The organism is Paraburkholderia sp. GW821-FHT02A12 (assembly GCF_059422005.1).
This window is the reverse complement of the sequence record NZ_JBWKWA010000002.1, coordinates 872,073-895,124: the sequence shown is the minus strand read 5'-3', so window position 1 is coordinate 895,124 and position 23,052 is coordinate 872,073. Positions and strand designations below refer to the sequence as shown.

Sequence of the window (23,052 nt, the reverse complement as noted above, 5' to 3'; positions counted from 1 at the left end):
ACCTTCTTCGAGAGCGTGTGTTCAATATTCCTGGTTCGCGTCGGCGTTCCAGTGATAGAGCGTGCGAGCGGAGGCGATCCGTTTGAACGACGCCGGGTCGTGGTCCATGCCGGCGGCGGCGAGCAGTGCGCGTACGGCGTCGAGATCGGCTTGTGTCATCGGTTCGTATTGCGCGTCCGCGCCGAGCGATTTCACTTCGCCGCGCACATACAGCACCGCTTCGTAAAGCGAGTCACCGAGCGCGTCGCCCGCATCGCCGCAGATCACCATGCGCCCGGCCTGAGCCATGAACGCCGAGAAGCTGCCGACCGAACCGCCCACCACGATATCGCCGCCCTTCAGCGAAATACCGCAGCGCAGGCCCGCATCGCCGTCGATCACCAGCAGGCCGCCATGCGCCGAAGCGCCCGCGCCGTTCGACGCGAAACCCTTCACGTGCACCTTGCCGCTCATCATGTTTTCCGCGACGCCGGTGCCCGCGCTGCCGTCGATCTCGATCGTCGCGTGTTGGTTCATGCCGCCCGCGTAGTAGCCGGCGTGACCGGCAATCGTCACCCGCACCGGCGCATCCACACCGACTGCGAGGTTATGCGCTCCGTTCGGCGCGACGACCGTCACCGCCTGGCCTTCCAGTTCGCTCGCTGGTTTGTGCAAGAACTGGTTCAGCTCACGGACCGTCGTGCGCTCCAGATCGAAAGTCAGGCTTTCCATACATACATCTCCTCAGGTGCGGGTTCGAAGACCCTGGCGTTCTTGATATCGGGCAGATGCGCGAGCGAACGGAACTCGGAAGCGATCGCGACGTAGTCGTCGTTTTCCGCGACCACCGCCGGCTTGCACGCGAACGGGTCGCGAATCAGTGCGAGTTCGGTCGAGGTGCCCATCAGGAACGTGTAGAAGCCGTCGAGTTCTTCGAAACCCTTCTGCAATGCGACCGGCAGCGTGTCGCCTTCACGCAGCCGCCATTCGAGAAAGCGGCAGGCGGCTTCGGTGTCGTTGTCGGTATCGAAGTGAATGCCTTGCGGTTCGAGCTTGCGGCGCACGCCATGCGCGTTCGACAGCGAACCGTTGTGGACGAGGCAGAAGTCGTCGCCGGCCGTGAACGGATGGGCGCGGTCGGGCGTCACTGCCGATTCCGTCGCCATGCGCGTGTGGCCTACCAGATGCGAGCCCTTCAGATTCCCGAAGTCATAACGCCCGGCGACTTGCGCCGGCGAGCCGATATCCTTGTACAGATCGATCGAGCGCCCGCTCGAGAGCAGATACAGCTTCGGATAACGTTCGCGCAGCCAAGTCTTCACGCGCTCGACGTTGCCTTGCACCGTCAGCACCGCATGATTGCCCTTCGCACCTACGCGGGCGGTCACGTCCATCGCCGCGTTCAATGCATCCAGCAGCGCTTGCCACGCGAAATCCGCGCCTTCTTCGGTGAAGCCCGCATAGATGCTCAGCTTGCGCTGGCTCGCCTCGACCGGTTTGCCGAACACCGCGAGGCCCGCCGAGTCCGGTCCGCGCTCGGTCATGCCGATCAGCATCGGCACCATCAGTTCGCCGAGCCGCTCGCGCAGTGCCGGCGTCTTCACCAGCAAGCCTACAATTCCGCACATTGTGGTTCTCCTTAGAAAAATTCGAGGTAGGTCTTCAGTTCCCAGTCCGACACGTGGCGCATGTATTCGAGCCACTCCATCCGTTTGAGCTTGAGGAATTCGTCGGCAACCGGGCCGAGCGCGTCGCAGATCACGCGGTCGCTTTCGAGCGCGTCGAGCGCCTGTTCGAGGTTTTGCGGCAGCACGCCGATGCCGTGTTCCGAGAGCTGCGCGGGCGACCACTCGTACAGGTTTTCGTTAGCCGGTTCGCCCGGCGACATGCCACGGTCGATGCCGTCGAGTCCCGCCGCGATCACCGCCGCCGTGGCCAGATATGGGTTGCAGGCACCGTCCGGCAGCCGCAGTTCGATACGCTCGCCTGGCATGCGCACCATCGTCGAACGGTTGTTGTCGCCGTAGCTGATGTAGGCCGGCGCCCACGTTGCGCCTGTCAGCGAGCGGCCAACAACGAGGCGCTTGTACGAGTTCACCGTCGGATTGCACAGCGCGGTCAGCGCCGGTGCGTGCGCGAGCAGGCCGGCCGTGAACTGGTAGCCGAGCGACGAAAGCCCCATGCCGAGCTTGTCCGTCGGATCGGCGAACAGATTGCGTTCGCCGTCGCCGATCGACATATGCATATGCATGCCGTTGCCCGGACGGTTCGCGAACGGCTTCGGCATGAACGAGCAGATCATGCCGAGTTCATTGGCGATCTCGGAGGCCGCCATCTTGAAGAACACGTAGTGATCGCATGAGGTCAGGCAATCGGTGTACGTGTAGTTGATTTCGAACTGCCCGTTGGCGTCTTCGTGATCGATCTGATAGACGTCGATGCCGACCGCGCGCATCGATTCGGTGAGCTTTTCCAGGAAGACGCGCGTACGCGAGAGACCCTTGTAGTCGTAGCACGGCTTGGCGAGCGTATCGCTCGGATCGCACGGCTCCAGCGTGCCGGACGCCGAACGGCGCAGCAGCGAAAATTCCGGCTCCAGACCCGTGAAGAGGATCCAGTCGCGTTCGGTCATGCGCGCAACCTGCTTCTTCAGCGTCACACGCGCATCGTATTGCCACGCCTCACCATCCACGTGACCGTCGCAGACGATCCGTGCCAGACCCGGCTGCCATGGCACCGGCGTGAGCGTCGCCAGATCGCCGACGGCCATGTAGTCGGGACCGTTCGGCTCGATGCCGACACCCCAGATCGCAAACCCCGCGAAACCGGCGCCCGCTTTCAACACACTATTCAGATGACTGACCGGCACCGATTTCGCCTTGGCCACGCCGTGAATATCGACAAACTGCGCCAGCACGTACTTCACGCCCTGCTGCGTCAGATAAGCTTGCGCCTCTTCCGCCGAGCCGAAGCGGGGCACGCATCCGAGTTCGTTGACCGGCAGCTTGCTCGCATCGTTCAGGTTCATCGCCACTCCTTGCAACAACATTGTTCGTGGGTTGGAAAAGCCACACGCAACGCATGTGACCAGGCTATGCAACACGCTTTCGAACGCCGGTTGCGGCGCGCTTCAAGCTTGTCTTCAATCAGACGGGAAATTTATTGGCGAGCAACTAAGATTCCCGAAGTGAAACTCTTCGCGCGCGACCCGGCGCTGCAATCTGCTACGCTTTCCATTTCCGTGAGGCCTACATGCAAACCGGTGAAGACAACAAAACGCCGCTCGAACGCTACCTCGGTATCACCATCCGCGAGCTACGCCAGCGCCACGGCCTGACGATCGCCCAGGTCTCCGCGCAGGCCGGCATCAGCCGCGGCATGCTCTCGAAGATCGAAAACGCGCAGACCTCCGCGGGCCTCGAGGTGCTCAACCGCATCGCCCAGGCGCTCGGCGTTTCGCTCTCCACGCTGTTCCGCAATTTCGACGTGCCGCAAGGCGGTGCACAGCTCGTCAAAAAAGGCGCTGGCATGGAGGTGGTCCGCAAAGGCACCAAAAGCGGTCACACCTATCACCTGCTCGCTTACGACCAGGGTCCGCGCAAGCTCTTCGAACCCTTCCTGATCACGATGGAGGACGAAGCCGAACGCTTTCCCGTGTTCGAGCATCCGGGCACCGAATTCATCCACATGCTCAAGGGCGTGATCGAATACCGCCACGGACAGCAAACCTACATCCTGCATCCCGGCGACACCCTCACCTTCCAGGGTGAAATACCGCACGGTCCTGAACGCCTGATCAAGACGCCCATTCAATTCCTGTCGATCTTCGTGTACCCGCAATCGAGTGCTGACTGATCGCTCGCTGCGTCCGGTCACGACCGATGCGTAAACCAATGCAACGTTTGTGCCATGTTTATCCATGTGAATCAAAAATTCCCACCAATAAACGCCTGGCGCGCAATAAGGCTTCGTCGGCATTCAGGCTGAAGCGCTCGCTGGCTCGACTGCGGTGCACATCTTCGTTGCGGCTGGTGCGACTTTGCACAAGAACGAGGTGCGCGGTTAAGCAGCGTCCCCACTTCAGCGCAACGCGTCGTCCGGCAGATCGGGCAGCGCACGCGCCAGCGACGGCTGGATCGCGTTGTCCAGCACGCCGCGCGTCAGCATGACGATGTCGCCGGCGAACTGATCCCATTCGCCCTGCCGGTGCAGCAGGAAGAAATCGCGCCGCCCGAGGCGGCTCGGCGGCAACGGCATCACCGCGATATCGTCCAGGTAGTGACGGGCCTGCCACAAACACAAGGGCGTCGAAATCGCAAAACCCACGCGCGCCGCCACCAGACTCAGCAGCGGATCGGTCGCGTCGAACTCGTAACGCCGCGGACTGTTGATGCCCAGGTGCCGCGCGAAACGCTCGATCTGCTGGCCGATCACCGAGCGCGCCGTGTAGCGGATCAGCGGCATTTCCAGCGCGAGCGTGCGCCAGTCGATATTGCGGCGTCCGCTCAGATGGCTGCGCGCAACCACCACGACGAACGCTTCGGAAAACAATGGCACTTCGACGATCCGCGCGTCGTTCAGCGTGGTCTGCGTGCAGATCGCCATATCCAGTTCGCGGTCGTGCAACTGCTTGCTCAGGCCCGGCGTCAGGCCGGACCACATCGAAATCTGCCGCTCCGAATTCGACACCGCGCGAATCAGTTCGGGGCCGACGGTCGCCGCGAACGAATCGACACAACCCAGCCGCACCGGCATCTTGCCCGTATGCGACGCATCGCCGATGCGAGCGCTGACCATCTGCGCATGCTCGATCAACGGGCCCGCCAGTTCGAGCAGCGCGCGCCCCGCCACATTCGGCCGCGGCGGGCGGCTCTCGCGGTCGAACAGCGTCAGGCCCTGGTCGCGCTCCAACGCGGCAATCGACTGGCTGACCGCGCTCTGGCTCACGCCCAACTGCTTCGCCGCACCCGTCATCGAGCCGCTGTTGCAGACGGCGACGAAAGCCTGCAGCGCGCGCAGATCGATCGGGGTCGGGGTTCGTCTCATGGCATGCTCCGCTCGCGTTGGTGACTTGCCGGTCATCCTGTGCGGCACGAAAGCATGGTGCCGAGGTTTGCAGGACCGGTGTTCAGGATGAGGAATTGCATTGGCTCGCCATAAGTTTGCCTAATACAAAATTGGCGCGCCCGGCGTTTTCCTAGAATTCGCCTCATTGCCCCCACAGAGGTCCACATGAGCCACTACGATTTCATCGTGATCGGCGCTGGCGTCATCGGCGCGTCGGTCGCCCATCATCTCGCCGCACAAGGCGCGCAGAGCGTGCTGGTCATCGAGCAGGGCACGATCGGCGCGGGCACCACCTCGCAGTCGTCCGGCCTGCTGCGCACGCATTATTCGGTACGCCAGAATGTGGAGCTCGCGCGCTCGTCGTGGTGGGCGTTCAATAACTTCGCTGAATACGTCGGCGATGAAGAAGCGTCCTGCGGCCTCGTCAAATGCGGCTATCTGATCTGTTCGCCCGAGGGCGACAAGCTGGAGCCGCTGCGCGCTTCGCTCGCCGCGCAGCAGGACATGGGCATCGAAGTGCAGTTGCTCGATCAGGGCGAGGCGCACGAGCGCCTGCCGATCGCAAGCTTCGACGACGCCGCGCTGATCGGCTTCGAACCGGAAGCGGGTTTTGCCGACGCCTATCTGGTCGCCACCGGCTTTGCCCGTTCGGCGCGCCGGCGCGGCGTCAAGATCATGGAAGGCGTCACGGTGACGGGCCTCATCCGCGAAGGACGCCGGATCACCGGCGTCGAGACGAGCGCCGGCAACTTCGGCTGCGGCACCCTCATCAGCACGCAGAACATCTGGACGCCGGAACTCGCCGGCTGGATCGGTGTGCCGCTGCCGGTCAAGCCGGAGCGTCACACCGTGCTCGCACTCGAATGCGAAGGCGCCGCATACTCGTTCAAGATGCCGGCGTTCAAGGACCTGGGCTCGGCCGGCATGCTCTATTACCGCAGCTACGGCGGCAGCCAGATGCTCGTGTCCGAGGGCGTGGTCGGCGAAACGCTGAACTCGCCGGAAACGGAACAGGGCGAGATCTCGCTCGACTATGTCGCCGAAGTCGGCGCCCAGGTCGCCGAACGCTTCCCCGCTTATGAAGCCGCGGGGCTCGCTTCGTCGTGGACCGGCGTCTATGACGTGACGCCCGACTGGAATCCGGTGTTGGGCAAGGTCGCCGATATCGAGGGACTCGTGGTCGGCTTCGGCTTCTCGGGGCACGGCTTCAAGCTCTCGCCGGGCATCGGCAAGATTCTCGCCCAGCATGCGCTCGGTCAGCCCACCGACGTTTCTCTCGCGCCCTATGCGCTCGACCGGTTCGCCAGCGGCGCACTGCTGGTTGGCAAATACGGTTCCGGCGCGGTTTCCTGATTTCTGATCGATGGATGCTCCAGTCATGACAATCAACATTCTGGTTCCAGTCAAACGCGTGGTGGACGCCAACGTGCGCGTGCGGGTCGCCGCGAACGGTTCGATCGACACCACCGGCCTCAAGATGTCGCTCAATCCGTTCGACGAGTGTGCGGTCGAAAAGGCATTGCAACTCAGGGAAGCCGGCGCCGCATCGAAAGTGACGGTGATCACCTGCGGCACGCAAGCCAGCCAGGACGTCTTGCGCACGGCGCTGGCAATGGGCGCGGACGATGCCGTGCTGATCGATACCGCAATGGCGACGTCCACGCTCGATTCGCTGGCGGTGGCGCGTTTGCTGGACGCTCACATGGCAAGCCGGGAATACGGCCTCGTGCTGTGCGGCAAGCAGGCGATCGACGGCGACATCGGCGGTGTCGCCGCGATGCTCGCCGCCCTGCTCGACTGGCCGCAGGCGTTGAACGCCGGCGCACTCTCAGCGGATGGCACAGGCTGGTCCGTTACGTGCGGCGACGACACCGGCACGGCGACGTGGCTGCTCGAAGGTCCGGCTGTCATCAGCGCCGATCTGCGTCTCGCCGACCCGCGCCGTGTGACCTTGCCGAGCATCGTCAAGGCGAAGCAGAAGCCGCTCGCAATCGTCGACGCCGCCACGCTGGCAATCGACCTGACGCCCCGGAGCCAGATCGTCAAGCTCAGCGATCCGCCGGTTCGCCAGCCCGGTATCAAGGTCGCCGATAGCGCCGCGCTCATTGCAGCGCTCACGGATCGGCACGTGTTCGATCAAGCAGGAGTGCCAGCATGAGAAGCCTTGTCGTAGCTGAAAGCGAAAACGGCCGAGTGGCCGACGCGACGCTTCGCGTCATCACCGCGGTCATGCAGCGCGGCCTGCCGGTCGACGTGTTCTTGCCGGATGCCGCGCTGGCATCCACAGTCGAAAAGATCGCCGGGATTGAGCGCGTTCTCGTGATGGCAGGCGCTGCGAGCGAGTACGTCGTACCTGAAACGCTCGCCGCGCAACTGCACGCGCTTCATGAACCGTATTCGCTGATCGCCGCGAGTCATCGGACGCTCGGCCGCAGCGCCCTGCCGCGCGCGGCGGCGCTGGTGGGTGGCGCGTTCATTCCGGATGTGATCGCTGTAGAAGGTGAAGGCGCTTATGTCCGCAGCCTCTACGCGGGCAGCGTCGTCGCCAACTTGAACACGGCCAGCGCCGTGACGTTCGCGACGATTCGGGCTTCGTCATTCGCGCCCGCTGCCGACAGCGGCGGCAACGGCCTGCGCGTGACGCTCGAACCGGTCGCGGGCTTCAGCAGGACGAGGCTCGTCGAACGGCAGGCCTCGGCACAGACCGGCCGCGAGTTGCCGGATGCGCGGATCGTCGTCGCGGGCGGGCGCGGACTGGCGTCGAAGGAGAATATGGAGCGGCTCGGCGAACTGGCGGACAAGATGGGCGCGGCGCTCGGTGCATCGCGAGCCGCGGTGGATGCCGGCTATGCGCCGAATACCGCGCAGGTCGGGCAAACCGGCAAGATGGTCGCGCCCGAGGTCTACCTTGCGTTCGGCATCTCCGGCGCGATTCAGCATCTGGCCGGAATGAAGGACTCGAAGACCATCGTCGCAATCAATAAAGATCCGGACGCGCCGATTTTTTCTGTCGCGGACATCGGGCTCGTAGGCGATCTGTTCGAGGCGGTGGGCGAGATCGAAGCGCATGTCGGCGCGGAAAGCGCGAGGCGATGACACTTCATCTGTCGGGCGAGTCAAGCTCGTCGAACTCATCAGCCTCATCGACTTCCATGCGGTGGCCTCGTTCTGGAAGCCACCGCATCCCGGTCTCGAGTTGCCTACACACTCGCCACAAGCGACCTCACCGTCCCCGACTCGACATCCCCCACGTAGATCCCAAACGCGTCTTCCGTGCGCTCCTTCACATATCGCCGCAGCATCGACTGCACAGCTGGATCCCGGATCTCACCCCAGGGTATCTCGTTGAGCGGAACATAGCGGACAAGCCCGGCAGCCGGCGCCTCATCGACAATACGGCCGCGATAATAGATATGCGTGACGCCTTTCGCCTCGAAGACCGCGAACAGGAAGTCCAGATTCGCATTCAAGCGATAGCCGCCAAGCACGCCGCGCAGACTCCCACTATCGGAGGCAGGCTCGAGCCGCGTCCCGGTCGGCAACTGCAGCCCCGCCGTTGTTTCGACCAGCGCAAGTCCGCGTGGATGCTCGAGAATCGCGCCAACTTGGGCGCGCTGAGCAGTCGCGGCGAGCGCCTCCTGCGACAGCCTGAAATCGACATAGGCCCCGCGGCAATACCCCAGCGGCGTCGCGCTCGTATTCGTAAACTCCACCACGCGGCCAATCAGAATGATGTGATCGCCCGCATCCACCACCTGATGGGTCTCGCAATCGAAACTCGCCGCCGCACCGTCTATCAACGGGCTTCCAGTCTGACGCGCGTGCCAGGCAACCTGCGCGAACTTGTCCGCGCTCTTCGACGCGAACACGCCCGAGACAGGCCGCTGATCTTCGGCCAGCACGCTCACCGCGAAACGCTGCGTTTGCGAAAACACCGGATGGCTCGACGCGGTCCTGGCAATGCACACGAGGATCAACGCAGGGTCGAGCGAAACCGACGTGAACGAGTTCGCAGTAAAGCCGCGCGGCGAGCCGTCCGGCTGAATGGTCGTCACCACGGTCACACCGGTCACGAAGGCGCCCAGCGCCCGGCGGAACTCAGCAACATCGAAAACGGATTCGCCCATAGTCTTGCTCCTCAAGATAAACAGCTCCGGTCCGGGCCCGGATCACTTACTTCATTTCTCGCTTCGCTTCATTTGACTTCGCTGAAAAAACGCAGAAGCCGCTGATTCACCACCGCCGGTGCCGTCACGTTCATCATGTGCCGTTCATTCGCGACGATCTCGGCGCGCGCGTTGGGCGCGGCGGCCGCCATCGATTGCGACATCGCCGGGCTCGAGTTCGGATCGCATTCGCCGGTCATGAAAAGCGCCGGCATGCCGAGTTGCGGCAAACGGCCGACATGCGCCCGATCGGAACTGGCAAAGAGCCGGTAAGTCCGCGCATAGCCCTCCGGATTGACCGACTCCAGCAACGAACGTACCAGCTCCGCCACTTCGGCGAGATGCCCAGGCACCGGATCGTCGAACCAGCGCGCGATCGTCGCGTCGATGCTCGGCTGTTCGATACCGCCAGTTTCAAGCGACGCCGCACGCTGCATAACCGCAGCCCGCTGCGTCGGCGTGCGGTCGTAGACCGCATTGAGCGCGACGACACTCGCCACCCGCTCCGGATAACGCAACGCGAATTCCAGCGCGATCAGCGACCCCATCGAATGACCGACCACATGCGCTGACCCGATCTGCAAATGGTCGAGCAGAGCGGCCAGTTGCGCGGCGTATTCGGCGAGGGCCGGCTCGGCCGCCGGCAGACGGCTCGCTCCGTGTCCCAGCATGTCGTAAGACACCACCTGAAAGTGCGCCTGCAACTCGGCCACTTGCGGCGCCCACACGCTGCGGTTCATCCCCACGCCGTGGATCAGCACGAGTGCCGCGCCCTCGCCTGTCACGTTGTATGCCGTGCCGTCGAACGTACCGCTGGTCGACGCACGCTCGATGACGGTCTCAGGCTTCATTGGATCCCAGCTCCTTCAGATCCTGATAACGGTCGCCAATGCGATGATGCGGCCGGCCGCCGATCGACGCGCCCAGCGCGATCACGAGTTCGTCGGGCGCGGGCGCATCGACGATCGAGAACTGGATGGTCAGGTAATGCGAGCGCATGCCTTCGTCGCCCTTGTGCATCAGCGGGATCGTGACCGGGCAATTCGGGCCGCCGCGCAGATTCGTAAAGCTCAGATAGCTCTTCGCGCCAACCGCCTCGCGGAATTTGTTGCCGAAACGCAGCGTATGGATCAGCGCCGACGCATGTTCGACCTCGCCCGAGGTGCCGACGATCGCCGCTTTCCCATAGCCCTCGACAGCCGCGCCGGAGCCGGCAATGCGCAGGATTTCGGCTGTCAGGATTTCGCCCAGTTGCGGCGCGAGCCCGTGGATCTCCGGCTTCAGATCGTCGACGAAACCGCGCCCCGCCCAGGGATTGCGCAGCACGGCGGCAGCGGCGAAGAGCTTCAGCGGCTTCGAGGCCGCTTTACCACCCTCGATGAAGGTGTCTTCCACATAGGTGACCAGCTTGCGAATCTCGAGCTTCATAAGACTTTCTCCGTAGGCAAATGCGCCATGGCCTCATGCGACAGCGCCTTGAAGGTATTATGGTATTCCATATTATTGTACGCAAGAATTTTCAGGCGTCGGGCGGGTTTACGCGGGGGGGTTGGCGGGGTACGGGAACACGCTGCGATTCGCGGTCGAACACCGCGGGCGAACACCGCAGTCGAAAATCGCGGGCGAAAAAAAGCCGTCGGAATCGACGGCTCGATGGGCGGCTTCCTGCCTTGCTACCGGACTGCGGATCAGTCGCTGGTTGCGGCTTCCTTTTCGGCGAGCGCCGCCATGGCGATGCCGGCGGTGCGCCTCACGTGTTCAAGCGAGGCGGCAGCGGCCGCTTCACCATCTTTCTTGGCGATGGCCGCGAGCAGTTTGTTCATCTCGCGATTCGAATCCGTGCCGCGCCCAGGCGATGAAATCGTCACCGAGCGTAACTGGTTGATTCGCGCGTTCAGCGACTTGACCACCTGATGCATCATCAGCTTCTGGCCGCCGGTGAACATTGTTTCGTAGAAGTGTTCGGTGTTGAGCAACACGCGCTTGAAATCCGCCTTGTCGAAAGCGTCCTCGATCTCCTTGCGGATATCGCGCAGTTGCTTCACCAGCGCAGGCGTGGCGCGCTCGGCGCAGGCGCGCGCAGCTTCGGACTCCAGCAGCGCGCGGATTTCATAGATTTCCTCGACTTGCGCCGGATCGAGCCTTGCGACGATCGGACCGGAATGCGAGCCGGTTTCGACCAGACCTTCCGTTTCGAGGTGACGCAATACCTCGCGCACCACCGTGCGGCTCACGCCGAGTTGATCGCACAGCGTACGCTCGATCAAGCGGTCGCCGGGCCGATAGAAGCCCTGAGAAATGGCCTCGCGCAATTTCTCAAGAGTCAGTTCGCGCAGCGTCGGCGCACTGCGGTCGACACGCATTTGATCCATCATGGCTCTCTCTCGTCTCCGGGCGACGTCCGGATATAGTGGTTTTTGGAATCCCATAGTATCGCATAGGCGACACCCGGCAAATCCGAAGTGCGCGGCACTCAGACCGGAAAGACCCGGGCGCTCACGCTATCCCAGTCGAGCCATGCTTGCGCACCGACCGCCAGGTTCGCTTCACGCAAACCGGCCGGCGCGCGCACCGCGATTTCCTGCGCCCACGGCGTCGCCACCGAGTAATGCAGGGTGTCGCCCAGATAGGTGACGTCACGCACCGTCACCGGCAAATTGCCGTCGGCGCTTTGCACGGGTTGCGCGCGAATCCGTATCTGCTCGGGACGCAGCATCAAAGCACCGTCGCTGCCTGCACTCAACGCGCGATCGAAACTGCCCACCTGTACCGGCTTTCCGTTCGGGAACACCGCGTGCGATCCGCCATTGGCGCCCGCCAGCGTGACCGGCAAAAAATTCGAATTGCCAATGAAACTCGCGACGAAACGCGATGCCGGCTGTGCGTATAGATCCTCGCCGGTTCCGACCTGCTCGATACGCCCTTTGTTGAACACCGCGATCCGGTCGGACAGGCGCAAGGCCTCTTCCTGATCGTGGGTCACGTAGAGGATCGTCACGCCAGTTTGCTGATGAATGCGGCGCAACTCGGTCTGCAACTCCTCGCGCAGCTTCTTATCCAGCGCGGAAAGCGGCTCGTCCATCAACAGCACCGGCGGGTCGTAGGCCAACGCGCGCGCGATCGCCACGCGTTGCTGCATGCCGCCCGACAACTGCCCCGGCATGCGGTCGCGGCAATCGCCGAGATGCACGAGCTTGAGCATCTGTTCGACCTTCGACTTCACCTGGGCGTCAGGCACGCGCCGCACGCGCAGCGGAAACGCCACGTTTTCGCCGACGCTCAGATGCGGGAACAGCGTGTAGCGCTGAAACACCATGCCGATGTTGCGTCGATTCGGCGCGACCGACAGCAACGATTTGCCGTCGAGCAGCACGCGCCCTTCGGTGGGCGACTGGAAGCCCGCAACGATATAGAGCGTCGTACTCTTGCCCGAACCCGAGGGTCCGAGAAAAGTCATGAACTCGCCCTTCCTGATGTCGAGCGAGACTTGATCGATGGCCACGACCTGATCGTAGGTCTTGCGAAGCCGTTGAATCTGCAGAAACGGTGAGCTCACGATTTACCTCGCTTGAGTACTAGTCCCAGCAACATCAGCACGACAGTCAGTCCGACCAGCAGCGACGAAGCGGCGGCGATCACCGGCGTCAGGTCTTGCCGCAACGTGCTCCAGATTCGCACGGGCAATGTCTGGAGCGTCGGGCTTGCCATGAAAATGGACACCACCACTTCGTCCCATGAGGCGAGGAACGAGAAGATCGCCGCCGCGAACAGGCCGAGACGAATCGCGGGTAGCGTGACGCGCCACTTCACTTCGAACGGCCCCGCGCCGCAAATCAGCGCGGCATCTTCGAGCGTGGTGTCGAAGCTTTCCAGCGAGTTGCTGATCGCGATGATCGAAAACGGCAGCGCAATGATCAGATGCCCGATCACGAAGCCGACCAGCGTGCCGGTCAGGCCGATGCGCAGGAAGAATGCGTACAACGCGACCGCGAGCACGACGACCGGCAACACCATCGGCGTGAGAAAAAATGCCTTGAGCAGCGCCCGTCCGCGAAAATTTCCGCGCGTCAGCGCGAGCGAAGCGAACAGACCCAGCGTCACCGACAGCACCATCACGACGAGGCCCAGCTCGATGCTGGTCATCAGCGAATCGAGCCAGCCCGGATCGGAGAGCAGCAGGCGATACCACTGGAGGGTCCAGCCCGGCGGCGGAAACATCAGCCATTGCGAATTGCCGAACGACAACGCGACGATAAACAGCACCGGCAGCAACAGGAACAGCGAGACCGACGCGCCGACGCCCAATAGCAGCCAACGCAACGGTCCGAGGCGATCGAAATCGAGCAGCATGTCAGTGGACTCCTGAAGCACCGGCTGCACGCCCGGAAACGCGCAACTGCAGGGCATAGAGCGACAGCGTGACGAGCAGCAGCACAAAGGCCGCGGCGCCCGCGAGCCCCCAGTTGAGCAATTGCTGCACGAGCTGCGCGATCAGTTCGGCGAGCATCATGTATTCCGGGCCGCCCAGCAGTGCGGGCGTCACGAAGTAGCCGAGCGCCATCACGAACACCATCAGGGCGCCGCTCGCAATGCCCGGCGTCGCAAGCGGCACCAGCACGCGCCAGAAAGCCTGCCAACGGCTCGCCCCGCAGATGGCGGCGGCCCGCAGCGTGGTGGGATCGATGGCGCGCAGGGTGGCGTGCAGCGGCATCACGAGAAACGGCAGCATGATGTAGGTCATGCCGATCGTGACGCCGGTCAGATTGTTGACGAGCGTAAGCGGCGCGTCGATCACCCCGAGCCCCATCAGCAGACGGTTGATCGGTCCGGTTTGCTGCAGCAGCACCATCCACGCGAACGTGCGCGCCAGCAGGTTGGTCCACATCGAAAGCAGCAGGATGGCGAACACCAGCCTGCCGATCCAGCGCGGCGCGATGGCCAGCAGCCACGCGGTCGGAAAACCGATCACCAGGGTCACCGCCGTCACCACCGTCGCCACGAAGAACGTGTTGCCGAATACTCTCAGGTAGGTCGTCGAGCCGAACAGCTGCGCATAGTTCTGCAATCCGGGGCTCGGTTCCAGCACGCTATGCAGCAGCAGCGACAGCACCGGCAACAGAAAGAACACCATCAGCAGCAGCACGGCCGGCAACACCAGCCGTGCGGTCCTGAATCCGGCGCCCAGTTGCAGCTTACCCACGGCAGGCTCGGCGACCGTACTCAATGCATTCGACATGACGACTCCCTCGATGTGTTCGGCCTGCAACCGCCTTATTTCGACTGCCACGCATACCAGCGTTTGGCAATCTCGTCGCGGTGGTCGGCCCAGTACTTCATGTCGAGATTGATCTGCGTCGCCTTGTACTGATCGGGCTGAGTTTTGGCGACATCGGCAGACAGCAGCGCCGCCGATTTCAGATTGACCGGCGCGTATCCTGTTTCAGCAGCGAAATTTGCCTGCGCCTGCGGACCGGTTGCGCTCGCGAGGAACTTCATCGCCTCGGCCTTGTGCTTCGCGCCTTTCGGCACCACCAGCATATCGGCGGCCGTCAGGTTCTGATTCCACGACACGCCGACATCCACGCCGGTCTGCTGCAACGCATGCAGACGGCCGTTCCAGAACACGCCGATCGGTGCTTCACCCGAAGCCATCAGTTGCTGCGACTGCGCGCCGCCGCTCCACCAGACGATCTGGCTTTTGATCGTGTCGAGTTTCCTGAACGCGCGATCGAGGTCGAGCGGATAGAGCTTGTTCGGCGGGACGCCGTCGGCCAGCAAGGCGACTTCGAGCACGCCCGGCGCCGACCACTTGTAGAAGGTCCGCTTGCCGGGGAAACGTTTGGTATCGAACAGGTCCGCATAGTTGGCGGGACCGCCGCTCTTGAACGCCGCCTTGTTGTAGCCGAGCACGAACGAATAGTAGAAGCTGCCCACCGCTCCCGCCGACGTGAAGCGCGGATCCAGGTCGCTCTTGTTCACCACGGAATAGTCGATCGGTTCGACGAGTCCGTCACGCAGCGCCGCATAGGCGAAGTCGCCCTCCACGTCGACCACGTCCCATTGCACGTTGCCGCTATCGACCATCGCCTTGAGCTTGCCGTAGTCGGTGGGGCCGTCCATCAGCACCTGCACGCCGGACGCCTGGGTAAAAGGCTGGGCCCAATTCTTCTGCTGCGCGGATTGAGTCGTGCCGCCCCAACTGGCGAACACGATCGGCGCGTCGGCGGCAAAAACAGGCGCGGCAGCCGCGACGATCGCCGTCACCGCCACTGCGCGGGCAAGGCCAGGAACCCGCCAACGTAGTACTTCTTTCATGAGGAATACTCCTTAAAATGAAAACGTAGCGATCCGGACAGGATCGGCAGTGAACGGCTTTTTATTTGAGCGGTGAGAACGGCGCAGGCTTCATGATCTTGCTCTCCATCGTTTCCAGCAGCGCCTGGATCTTCGGCGAGAACGCCTGCCACGCCGGATCTTCAGCGAGACGCTGACGGCGCGCCTCGCGTTCGTCGAGGCTCGGGTAGGCCCACATATGAACGATCTGGTTCAGCGGCCCGATCTCCGAAAAGAAATAACCCACCAGTTCGCCGAGATGGCGTTTCTGCAACGCGATGCCCTCTTCCTCGACGAGTTTCAGATAGGCTGGAACGGCGCCGGTCCTGATCTTGTACGTGCGGATTTCGTAATACATCGTGCCCTCTTCAGCGCATGACGAAAGGATCGGCGATCGGCTCGTCCGAGGTTCGGATCCAGACGGATTTGGTGCGGGTGTAGTCGAGTACCGCGTCGAGCCCGCCTTCGCGGCCCAGCCCGCTCAGCCCATAGCCGCCGAACGGAACGATCGGCGAAACAGCGCGGTAAGTATTCACCCAGACAATGCCAGCGCGCAGCCGGCGCGTGAGCCGATGGGCGCGCGTGAGATCGCGCGTGAACACGCCCGAGGCTAGCCCGTACTTTGTGTCGTTGGCGAGCGCGACAGCGTCGGCTTCGGTGTCGAAGCTCATCACGCTCAGCACCGGCCCGAACAGCTCCTGCACCACGCTCGGCACCGTGGCGTCGGCACAGTCGACAATCGTCGGCTCGAAGAAAAAGCCTTTCTCGTGCGCCGCCGGACGAGCACCGCCGGTCAGCAGCGTGGCGCCCGCGGCAAGGCTGGCGGCGAGCACCGCCTCGATATGGTCGCGCTGTCTGAGCGTGGCAAGCGGCCCCATCTCGGTCGCCACATCTTGCGGATCGCCGATCTTGATGGCTCGAGCTTTCTCGACGAGGCGAGCCACCAGGCGATCGCGAATGCCGCGTTGAACCAGCAGCCGCGAGCCCGCGACACAACTCTGCCCCGTCGCCGCGAAAATCCCGGCGATCACGGCGTTGCTGACGCTTTCCACACTGGCGTCGTCGAACACCAGCACCGGCGACTTGCCGCCGAGTTCGAGCGAAGTCGCGGCGAGGTTTTCCGCCGAATTGCGCACGATATAGCGCGCCGTTTCCGGCCCACCCGTGAACGCGATCTTCGCCACCAGCGGATGACTCGTCAGCGCACGGCCGCAATCCGCACCGAAGCCCGTCAGGATGTTCACCACGCCCGCCGGAAAGCCGGCTTCATGCACGAGCCGCGCAAACGCGAGAAGCGGCGCAGGCCCCTCTTCGGACGCCTTGATCACGATCGTGCAACCGGCCGCGAGCGCCGGACCGATCTTCACCGCCGAGAGAAACAGCTGCGAATTCCACGGCACGATCCCTGCGACCACGCCGACCGGCTCGCGGCGCAGAAACACGTCCATGTCGGGTTTGTCGACCGGCAAGGAGGCGCCGTGGATCTTGTCGGCGATACCTGCGTAATAACGGTAGTACTCGGCGACATAACCGATCTGGCTGCACGTCTCGCGGATGATCTTGCCGGTATCGGTCGTCTCGAGTTCCGCGAGTTCCTGCGCGTTTGCCGCGACGAGGTCGGCAAGCCGGTATAGCAGCTTGCCGCGCTGGCTCGCGCTCAGGCCTGCCCATTCGGGCGCGAACAGCGCGCGGTCGGCGGCCCGCACGGCGCGATCGACGTCGGCGGCGCTCGCCGCGGGCATCGTGGCCCACGCTTCGCCGGTCGCCGGGTTGATGCTCTCGAAGGTTTCGGCAGCGTCGCTGAACTCGCCGTCGATGTAATGCTGGAAAGACTTCAACATGGAATCCGCTCCTCGTGGCTGGATGTCGTAGCGAAAGACATCCGGCTTCAGGCGCGGGACTCGAACGCGGGCATCACGTCCGAGATGAACAGTTCGAGCGACTTGCGCTTGCGCTCGAAACTCATGTTGCTGTCGAGCCAGAAACTGTATTGATCGAAGCCGAGTTCTTCATACTGTTTCAGCCGCTCGATCACCGCCGCCGGCTGACCGATCACGAGATTCTTGCGAATCTGTTCCGGCGCGTATTGCGGGAACGACGCGATGTCCTCTGCCGTCAGTGGCTCGATGAAACCTTGCTGGACCGGCCGCTCGTTCTTGAACCACTTGCTGAAATAGCAATAGAAGCGGCTCAGATCTTCCACGGCGGCGTCCACTTCGGCCGGATCCGCGCCCACGAAGGTGTGCATCAGCATCATGATCTGCGGCCGCGGTACGTCGGGATTCGCCTTGCAGGCCGCGTTGAAGCGCTCCATCAGGCTGACTACTTCGCCATCGCCCGCGGCCAGCGACGTGACCTGCACGTTGCAGCCGTTGCGCACCGCGAACTCGTGCGAATTCGGATCGCGGGCCGCGAGCCACATCGGCGGAACGGGTTGCTGGACCGGGCGCGGCACCGGCGTAGTGGAAGGCCAGGACCAGAATTCGCCATGATGCGCGTAGTCGCCCTTGAACAGTTGCCGCAACGCGGGCACCAGTTCACGCATCCGGGCGCCTGCGCCGAATGCGTCGAGGCCCGGCAGCAGCCGTTCGTATTCGAAGGAATAGGCGCCGCGCGCGATACCCAGGTCGAGCCGCCCATTGCTCGCGACGTCGACCATGCCGGCCTCCCCGGCGAGGCGAATCGGATGCCAGAAGGGGGCGATGACCGTGCCGGTGCCGAGCCGGATTGTTTCGGTGCGCGCCGCGAGATACGAGAGATTGATGAAGGGATTGGGCGCGATCGTGAATTCCATCGCGTGATGCTCGCCTATCCAGGCGGTCTCGAATCCGCCTTTCTCCGCGATCTGGACCAGCTGGGTGAGCTCGTCGAAGAGTTGCCGGTGCGGCGTCGCCGTGTCGTACCGCTCCATGTGCAGAAACAACGAGAATTTCATGATCGACCCTGTATGCAGGAAAACGACGAATCAGTCGTGCTGCGGGCGTGGTGGAGCTGGACGCACCGCTTCGTGTCGACCGCAGGAATGTCGCGGTTGGTATTACGGTATTCCATCAAATGACCCGGCGCAAGCGTTTCAATATTATGGTATTCCATAATATTGAAGGCGGCTGCCTGCTGATCTGGCGCGGTTGGAGCGGGGGTCCCGGCCGAATTCGCAACCTTCAGGTCACGCGAACAAGATTTGCACTCCGGATCATCGAGCGGTGCGAACGGATCAACCCGGACCGAACTCGCCGGCAAGTTCTGCGAACAGCGCTTCCTGCGGCGACAGTTCGCCGGCGCGCAGCACCAGCCACATCGCGGAGCGCGCGCCTTTCTCGCGCAGCGGCCGGTACGCTACGCCATTGACGTTGATGCTGCACAGGGAGGCCGGCACGAACGCAACGCCAAGCCCGGCCGCCACCAACCCGACGATAGTGGGCGCCTCGCGCGCCTCCTGCGCCACCTGCGGCGCAAACCCGGACTGCCGGCACAGGGCGACGATCTGGTCATACACCCCGGTTCCGCTCTCGCGTGGATACATGACGAACGCTTCATGCTTCAGCGCGCCCACGGAAAGCGCCGCCCGGCTCGCGGCCAGCGGATGTTGGGGCGGCAGCACCGCCACCAGGGAGTCTTCGAAAAGACGCGTGGCCTGCAGCGTCGGCGGCAGGCCCGGGAGTGTCACGCCGCGCACGAACGCGACCTCCAGCCGCCGTTCGAGCATCGCCGTCAATTGCTGCTGGGTGGTCAGCTCCTCCAGCCGCAAGTGCATGCCCGGCAAACGACGCCGGTATTCGAAGATCAGTTGCGGAATGACAGTGCTGAATGCGGCCGAGCCGGTGAACCCGACCCGCAGTTCGCCGAGTTCGCCGCGCTGGGCCCGCTGCGCGACGATGCCCGCATGTTCGGCCTGCGCGACCAGCGCGCGAGCTTCAGGCAACAGAGCCTTGCCCGCCGCCGTCAGCGCCACGTGCCGGTTGCTGCGCTCGAAAAGCCGCGCGCCCAACTCTTCCTCGAGCACACGAATCTGCTGGCTGAGCGGGGGCTGCGCCATGTTCAGACGCACGGCAGCCCGGCCGAAATGCAGCTCCTCGGACAGCACGATGAAATAGCGGATGCGGCGTAGATCCATGATATGAATTATGTATCAATTTCTACGAAATCGATATTGGACGCCGACATGACGAAGTTCGATCATTCACGCTCGCAAGCCATTTTTCAGTTGGAGTGATCGAGTCATGCAAGAACAGAGCGTCGATGCGGTGGAGGCCGTGATCAAGGCCCCCAGGTCTATACCGCGCGAGGTGGTCGAGAAAATCGAACACGGCACGCCCGCATTCCGGCGCACCAATTTCTCCCTGTTTGCCGCCGGCTTCGCGACCTTCGCCCTGCTCTACTGCGTGCAGCCGTTGATGCCGCTTTTCTCCGCGGACTTCGGCGTGAGTGCCGCGGGCGCCAGCCTGGCCCTGTCGCTGACTACCGGCTTTCTGGCGGTGTCGATGCTGGCCGCCGGCGTGCTGTCGGAAGCGTGGGGCCGAAAACCGGTCATGGTGGTGTCGTTGCTGCTTTCGGGTGTTCTCACGGTGGTCTGCGCCGTGTTGCCGCACTGGCCGACGCTGCTCGCCGTCCGCGCGCTGATGGGCGTGGCGCTCAGTGGATTGCCGGCGGTTGCGATGGCTTATGTCGGCGAAGAAATGCACCCGCGTTCGCTGGGGCTGGCGATGGGACTGTACGTCGGCGGCACAGGCCTTGGCGGAATGGCAGGCCGTCTGCTGACGGGCGTGATCACCGATATCTGGGGCTGGCGAACCGCCGTGGCGGTGATCGGCTTGCTCGGGATCATGTGCGCCGCGATCCTCTGGCGCTATCTGCCGGCATCGCGTCACTTCACGCGGCGCGAGCTTCGCATCGCGCCGCTGTCGCGGTCATTCGGCACGCACTTGCGCGACGGCATCCTGCCATGGCTGTTCGCGGAGGGCTTCCTGCTGATGGGCGCTTTCGTCACGGTGTACAACTACGTCGGCTACCGGTTGATCGCGCCACCGTTCTCGCTCAGCCAGACGGAAATTGGCCTGATTTTCGCGGTCTATGTGTGCGGTATCGTCAGTTCGGCGTGGATGGGCAGCCTGTCGGGATGGTTCGGCCGCCGGGCCGTGTTGCCGGTCACCTTGACGCTGATGCTGGCCGGAACGCTGATCACCTTGTCCGGCGAACTCTGGTTGATCGTCATCGGCATCGCCGTGCTGACCATCGGATTCTTCGGCACGCATTCGGTCGCGAGCGCGTGGGTCGGAGCCCGCGCGCAGACGGGCAAGGCACAGGCGTCGTCACTCTATCTGTTTGCCTACTACCTCGGATCGAGCGTGGTCGGCTCGCTCGGCGGCGTGTTCTGGAACCTGTGCGGCTGGCATGGCGTGATCGCTATGACAGGCGCGCTGCTGCTGGCGGCACTCGCCATTGCGCTATGGCTGCGCGTGCGGTCGGCGTGAGGCGCCCCGGACTGTGAATCCTGCGGATATGCCGGATGAGGTGGAAGGACCACAATTCAGACACTCGGCGACCTTGGCGAATAGGCGAATTGCGACAAGTTGGTTCATCAGTCCGCAGCGGAATCACTGGAAGTCCGCGGCGCGCTCGCCGACGCAGAAGCGGTGCCACCGCTCTCCTGATGCCGGATAGCGTAGATTTCCCGATTGTGCGCGACGGTCTGGGCGCTCGGCGGATAGTCGTTTCTGGGTGCAGGCAGCAATCCGTCCGCTTCGGCCTCGACAAGCTGCGCGTGAACTTCGGCGCGCGTGAGACCGGGTGTCGAGGTTTGCGCAAATGCATTGGCGCCGAACGGCAGACTGAGTGCCGCAAGGGCAACGGCGGTAAGCAATTTCATGATGCTCTCCTGGGAATCGTGGCTAAACACTCTTGCTACGGTTCCCATTGTTGGACAGGCATCTTGACCCGACTCTTACCCCAGGATTACGGTTTCGTTATCTTGGCGACGAACCGCTACTGCGCGTCGCATCGATCGCGGAAATCATCGACGATGGCTCTTCCCCGTTCGCGGGGGTTCGCAACAACCGCTGCTTCGAGGTTAGTGTAGCCATCGGACTGCGTTCCGAAGTCGTCGCCGGATGACGCGTTTCTAAACCCCTTTGCAACTAAAAACAATGACCATCAGTAATATAGATAAAGGGAGTGCTTTTTCTCGAGTGCTTGCTTCCGAAGCATTGAACACGACCGCCAGCTCAATGCTGTTGGTCGCGACGCCACTCATCGCCATGACTTCTCTTGATGCGAGCCCGGTAGAGGTAGGCATCCTTGCGGCTGCCGGTACGGCTGCCCCGTTGATGCTTGGTTTATCGGCTGGCGCTCTGGCAGAACGCTGGGAGCGTACAAGGACTCTCTTCTGGTGCGGCATAGCCCGCTTGCTTCTGGTTGGAGTCGTGCCGCTTCTGTTTCTGTTAGATCAGTTGAGCATCGCAGCTCTATGTCTGGTTAGTTTTGGACTATCGGCGGTGAAGCTTCTTTTCGACAGCGTGGTTGCAGCGGTGATTCCCACGATCGTCCGCCGAGACAGACTAACGAAGGCAAACAGCTGGTTTGAGGCCTTAAACTCGACAGCGTTCGCAATCGGGCCTGCGATCGCGGGATGGCTCCTGCAGACGCTTTCGGCCAGTGCCGCATTTCTCGCAAACGCTGCCTTATATCTCGCCAGTACGCTAAGTCTTAAAGGCGCTTCTCTACCTGCCGCGAAGCAGGAGACGAACGAGAAGCACTCCCACATTTCCGACATCGCGGATGGTATTAAACTGCTTTGGCGAAGCGACATCCAGAAGGCGATTGCGATAGCCGCCGGCGCCTTCAATCTCTTCCACACCGCGTTTTTCACTGTATTCGCTTTTTTTGCAATAAAGGAACTAGGTTTCTCAGCAGTCTCGTTCGGCAGTCTCATTTCAGTCGTCGGCTTGTTCGGCCTGCTTGCCGCGCTCTGTGCGCCGAGGCTGATTGAGATGCTTGGGCCGCGCACCGCGCTAGTGGGTTCTCTGCTGATTATTGGCCCGCTAGGAGCGCCTGTTTTGCTCGCCGACCGACTCGCATTTCCTGAGCGGGCAACCGTCATCGCGTGCAGCCTGGCCGCGTGGGACTTCCTGATTGTCGTTCATCTGATTGTCGAACAGACAGTTCGCCAGGTCACAGTAGACAACCAGCACCTGTCTCGAATCACCGCCACTACCCGCTTTGTCAGCTGGGGCGTTGATCCGGTTGGAGCGCTGCTCGGAGGACTGGCGGCGAATTCGAGCATCGGGCCGCGAGGGACACTGTTTGTTTGTCTGCTGGGTCTGAGCTTGTCTGGCTCACTACTGTTGCTGTCGAAAGGAATTCGACAGCTGAACGGCAAACTGCTCGAAGCTGATGCAATTCATGCAGACGCGACACGATGAATGAGCAGAGAGGTGGTCCATGATTTGGCAGCTTGGCAGCAGGAGCCGGTCGAGACGGCGGCGGGGCCGCGCGTATCGCGGCCCCGTTG

General features: G+C 62.9%; 23 protein-coding genes. 6 read left to right on the top strand and 17 right to left on the bottom strand.

Annotated features, from left to right (window positions below):
* Positions 1 to 21 precede the first annotated feature (21 nt).
* Genes AC07WT_RS25410 through glnT form a run of 3 tightly spaced genes read right to left on the bottom strand, consistent with a single transcriptional unit; the run spans position 22 to position 3,007 of the window.
* A complete protein-coding gene (locus tag AC07WT_RS25410) occupies positions 22 to 711 on the bottom strand; it encodes a protein glxC (RefSeq protein WP_492592967.1) in 690 nt (229 codons plus the stop codon).
* Positions 699 to 1,607, bottom strand: a complete 909-nt coding sequence (locus tag AC07WT_RS25405; RefSeq protein ID WP_494949050.1) for a class II glutamine amidotransferase — start codon at positions 1,605 to 1,607, stop codon at positions 699 to 701. The genes AC07WT_RS25410 and AC07WT_RS25405 overlap by 13 nt, the downstream gene beginning before the upstream one ends.
* A gap of 11 nt (positions 1,608 to 1,618) precedes the next feature.
* On the bottom strand, positions 1,619 to 3,007 hold the full coding sequence (glnT, locus tag AC07WT_RS25400; RefSeq protein ID WP_494949049.1) for a type III glutamate--ammonia ligase: 1,389 nt from the start codon (positions 3,005 to 3,007) through the stop codon (positions 1,619 to 1,621).
* Between the two features lie 224 nt (positions 3,008 to 3,231).
* On the opposite strand from glnT, the gene AC07WT_RS25395 reads away from it, so the two are divergent.
* On the top strand, positions 3,232 to 3,834 hold the full coding sequence (locus AC07WT_RS25395; protein WP_492592964.1) for a helix-turn-helix domain-containing protein: 603 nt from the start codon (positions 3,232 to 3,234) through the stop codon (positions 3,832 to 3,834).
* Positions 3,835 to 4,059: 225 nt separating this feature from the next.
* Here AC07WT_RS25395 and AC07WT_RS25390 read toward each other — a convergent pair whose 3' ends face one another.
* Positions 4,060 to 5,025, bottom strand: coding sequence for a LysR family transcriptional regulator (locus AC07WT_RS25390; protein ID WP_494949048.1), 966 nt, complete (start codon positions 5,023 to 5,025; stop codon positions 4,060 to 4,062).
* Between the two features lie 186 nt (positions 5,026 to 5,211).
* Between AC07WT_RS25390 and AC07WT_RS25385 the strand changes: the two genes are divergently transcribed.
* Genes AC07WT_RS25385 through AC07WT_RS25375 form a run of 3 tightly spaced genes read left to right on the top strand, consistent with a single transcriptional unit; the run spans position 5,212 to position 8,142 of the window.
* The gene (locus tag AC07WT_RS25385; protein ID WP_492592962.1) at positions 5,212 to 6,399 is read left to right on the top strand and encodes an NAD(P)/FAD-dependent oxidoreductase; all 1,188 of its coding nucleotides are present in this window, start codon (positions 5,212 to 5,214) and stop codon (positions 6,397 to 6,399) included.
* Between the two features lie 31 nt (positions 6,400 to 6,430).
* Complete coding sequence (locus tag AC07WT_RS25380) at positions 6,431 to 7,204, top strand: electron transfer flavoprotein subunit beta/FixA family protein (protein WP_494951040.1); 774 nt, start codon at positions 6,431 to 6,433, stop codon at positions 7,202 to 7,204.
* Positions 7,201 to 8,142: an electron transfer flavoprotein subunit alpha/FixB family protein gene (locus AC07WT_RS25375; protein WP_494949047.1), complete on the top strand. Its 942-nt coding sequence runs from the start codon at positions 7,201 to 7,203 to the stop codon at positions 8,140 to 8,142. The genes AC07WT_RS25380 and AC07WT_RS25375 overlap by 4 nt, the downstream gene beginning before the upstream one ends.
* Before the next feature lie 104 nt (positions 8,143 to 8,246).
* On the opposite strand, the gene AC07WT_RS25370 is transcribed toward AC07WT_RS25375, so the two are convergent.
* The 12 genes from AC07WT_RS25370 to AC07WT_RS25315 all read right to left on the bottom strand — a co-directional run bounded on the left by AC07WT_RS25370 (position 8,247) and on the right by AC07WT_RS25315 (position 19,659).
* Positions 8,247 to 9,173 (bottom strand): flavin reductase, encoded by a 927-nt coding sequence (locus tag AC07WT_RS25370; RefSeq protein WP_494949046.1) that lies wholly within the window; start codon positions 9,171 to 9,173, stop codon positions 8,247 to 8,249.
* A gap of 68 nt (positions 9,174 to 9,241) precedes the next feature.
* On the bottom strand, positions 9,242 to 10,063 hold the full coding sequence (locus AC07WT_RS25365) for an alpha/beta fold hydrolase (RefSeq protein ID WP_494949045.1): 822 nt from the start codon (positions 10,061 to 10,063) through the stop codon (positions 9,242 to 9,244).
* Complete coding sequence (locus AC07WT_RS25360) at positions 10,053 to 10,640, bottom strand: amino acid synthesis family protein (protein WP_494949044.1); 588 nt, start codon at positions 10,638 to 10,640, stop codon at positions 10,053 to 10,055. The genes AC07WT_RS25365 and AC07WT_RS25360 overlap by 11 nt, the downstream gene beginning before the upstream one ends.
* Positions 10,641 to 10,900: 260 nt before the next feature.
* Positions 10,901 to 11,584, bottom strand: coding sequence for a GntR family transcriptional regulator (locus AC07WT_RS25355; RefSeq protein WP_115103648.1), 684 nt, complete (start codon positions 11,582 to 11,584; stop codon positions 10,901 to 10,903).
* A gap of 101 nt (positions 11,585 to 11,685) precedes the next feature.
* Entirely contained in the window at positions 11,686 to 12,768 is a 1,083-nt protein-coding gene (locus tag AC07WT_RS25350; protein WP_494949043.1) for an ABC transporter ATP-binding protein, read from the bottom strand.
* The gene (locus tag AC07WT_RS25345; protein WP_492595829.1) at positions 12,765 to 13,562 is read right to left on the bottom strand and encodes an ABC transporter permease; all 798 of its coding nucleotides are present in this window, start codon (positions 13,560 to 13,562) and stop codon (positions 12,765 to 12,767) included. Before AC07WT_RS25345 ends, AC07WT_RS25350 begins: the two co-directional genes overlap by 4 nt.
* A gap of 1 nt (position 13,563) precedes the next feature.
* Entirely contained in the window at positions 13,564 to 14,448 is an 885-nt protein-coding gene (locus AC07WT_RS25340; RefSeq protein WP_492595828.1) for an ABC transporter permease, read from the bottom strand.
* 35 nt (positions 14,449 to 14,483) lie between these two features.
* Positions 14,484 to 15,527 carry an ABC transporter substrate-binding protein gene (locus AC07WT_RS25335; protein WP_492595827.1) on the bottom strand — a complete coding sequence of 348 codons (1,044 nt, stop codon included), beginning with the start codon at positions 15,525 to 15,527 and terminating at the stop codon, positions 14,484 to 14,486.
* Between the two features lie 61 nt (positions 15,528 to 15,588).
* The gene (locus AC07WT_RS25330) at positions 15,589 to 15,903 is read right to left on the bottom strand and encodes an NIPSNAP family protein (protein WP_492595826.1); all 315 of its coding nucleotides are present in this window, start codon (positions 15,901 to 15,903) and stop codon (positions 15,589 to 15,591) included.
* Between the two features lie 10 nt (positions 15,904 to 15,913).
* Positions 15,914 to 17,386, bottom strand: coding sequence for an aldehyde dehydrogenase (locus tag AC07WT_RS25325; protein ID WP_494949042.1), 1,473 nt, complete (start codon positions 17,384 to 17,386; stop codon positions 15,914 to 15,916).
* Positions 17,387 to 17,433: 47 nt separating this feature from the next.
* The gene (locus AC07WT_RS25320) at positions 17,434 to 18,480 is read right to left on the bottom strand and encodes an LLM class flavin-dependent oxidoreductase (protein ID WP_492595824.1); all 1,047 of its coding nucleotides are present in this window, start codon (positions 18,478 to 18,480) and stop codon (positions 17,434 to 17,436) included.
* A gap of 279 nt (positions 18,481 to 18,759) precedes the next feature.
* A complete protein-coding gene (locus AC07WT_RS25315) occupies positions 18,760 to 19,659 on the bottom strand; it encodes a LysR substrate-binding domain-containing protein (RefSeq protein ID WP_494949041.1) in 900 nt (299 codons plus the stop codon).
* Positions 19,660 to 19,765: 106 nt separating this feature from the next.
* On the opposite strand from AC07WT_RS25315, the gene AC07WT_RS25310 reads away from it, so the two are divergent.
* Positions 19,766 to 21,016, top strand: a complete 1,251-nt coding sequence (locus AC07WT_RS25310; protein WP_494949040.1) for an MFS transporter — start codon at positions 19,766 to 19,768, stop codon at positions 21,014 to 21,016.
* Positions 21,017 to 21,123: 107 nt separating this feature from the next.
* On the opposite strand, the gene AC07WT_RS25305 is transcribed toward AC07WT_RS25310, so the two are convergent.
* The gene (locus AC07WT_RS25305; protein ID WP_494949039.1) at positions 21,124 to 21,411 is read right to left on the bottom strand and encodes a DUF4148 domain-containing protein; all 288 of its coding nucleotides are present in this window, start codon (positions 21,409 to 21,411) and stop codon (positions 21,124 to 21,126) included.
* 277 nt (positions 21,412 to 21,688) lie between these two features.
* On the opposite strand from AC07WT_RS25305, the gene AC07WT_RS25300 reads away from it, so the two are divergent.
* Complete coding sequence (locus AC07WT_RS25300; RefSeq protein ID WP_494949038.1) at positions 21,689 to 22,963, top strand: MFS transporter; 1,275 nt, start codon at positions 21,689 to 21,691, stop codon at positions 22,961 to 22,963.
* Positions 22,964 to 23,052 lie beyond the last annotated feature (89 nt).

Coding starts and splice junctions, on each gene's coding strand:
- AC07WT_RS25305 (WP_494949039.1), bottom strand. CDS start 21,411: ATGAAATTGCTTACCGCCGTTGCCCTTGCGGCACTCAGTCTGCCGTTC.
- AC07WT_RS25320 (WP_492595824.1), bottom strand. CDS start 18,480: ATGAAATTCTCGTTGTTTCTGCACATGGAGCGGTACGACACGGCGACG.
- AC07WT_RS25340 (WP_492595828.1), bottom strand. CDS start 14,448: ATGTCGAATGCATTGAGTACGGTCGCCGAGCCTGCCGTGGGTAAGCTG.
- AC07WT_RS25405 (WP_494949050.1), bottom strand. CDS start 1,607: ATGTGCGGAATTGTAGGCTTGCTGGTGAAGACGCCGGCACTGCGCGAG.
- AC07WT_RS25345 (WP_492595829.1), bottom strand. CDS start 13,562: ATGCTGCTCGATTTCGATCGCCTCGGACCGTTGCGTTGGCTGCTATTG.
- AC07WT_RS25330 (WP_492595826.1), bottom strand. CDS start 15,903: ATGTATTACGAAATCCGCACGTACAAGATCAGGACCGGCGCCGTTCCA.
- AC07WT_RS25355 (WP_115103648.1), bottom strand. CDS start 11,584: ATGGATCAAATGCGTGTCGACCGCAGTGCGCCGACGCTGCGCGAACTG.
- AC07WT_RS25310 (WP_494949040.1), top strand. CDS start 19,766: ATGCAAGAACAGAGCGTCGATGCGGTGGAGGCCGTGATCAAGGCCCCC.
- AC07WT_RS25395 (WP_492592964.1), top strand. CDS start 3,232: ATGCAAACCGGTGAAGACAACAAAACGCCGCTCGAACGCTACCTCGGT.
- AC07WT_RS25325 (WP_494949042.1), bottom strand. CDS start 17,386: ATGTTGAAGTCTTTCCAGCATTACATCGACGGCGAGTTCAGCGACGCT.
- AC07WT_RS25375 (WP_494949047.1), top strand. CDS start 7,201: ATGAGAAGCCTTGTCGTAGCTGAAAGCGAAAACGGCCGAGTGGCCGAC.
- glnT (WP_494949049.1), bottom strand. CDS start 3,007: ATGAACCTGAACGATGCGAGCAAGCTGCCGGTCAACGAACTCGGATGC.
- AC07WT_RS25365 (WP_494949045.1), bottom strand. CDS start 10,063: ATGAAGCCTGAGACCGTCATCGAGCGTGCGTCGACCAGCGGTACGTTC.
- AC07WT_RS25300 (WP_494949038.1), top strand. CDS start 21,689: ATGACCATCAGTAATATAGATAAAGGGAGTGCTTTTTCTCGAGTGCTT.
- AC07WT_RS25315 (WP_494949041.1), bottom strand. CDS start 19,659: ATGGATCTACGCCGCATCCGCTATTTCATCGTGCTGTCCGAGGAGCTG.
- AC07WT_RS25385 (WP_492592962.1), top strand. CDS start 5,212: ATGAGCCACTACGATTTCATCGTGATCGGCGCTGGCGTCATCGGCGCG.
- AC07WT_RS25410 (WP_492592967.1), bottom strand. CDS start 711: ATGGAAAGCCTGACTTTCGATCTGGAGCGCACGACGGTCCGTGAGCTG.
- AC07WT_RS25360 (WP_494949044.1), bottom strand. CDS start 10,640: ATGAAGCTCGAGATTCGCAAGCTGGTCACCTATGTGGAAGACACCTTC.
- AC07WT_RS25390 (WP_494949048.1), bottom strand. CDS start 5,025: ATGAGACGAACCCCGACCCCGATCGATCTGCGCGCGCTGCAGGCTTTC.
- AC07WT_RS25370 (WP_494949046.1), bottom strand. CDS start 9,173: ATGGGCGAATCCGTTTTCGATGTTGCTGAGTTCCGCCGGGCGCTGGGC.
- AC07WT_RS25335 (WP_492595827.1), bottom strand. CDS start 15,527: ATGAAAGAAGTACTACGTTGGCGGGTTCCTGGCCTTGCCCGCGCAGTG.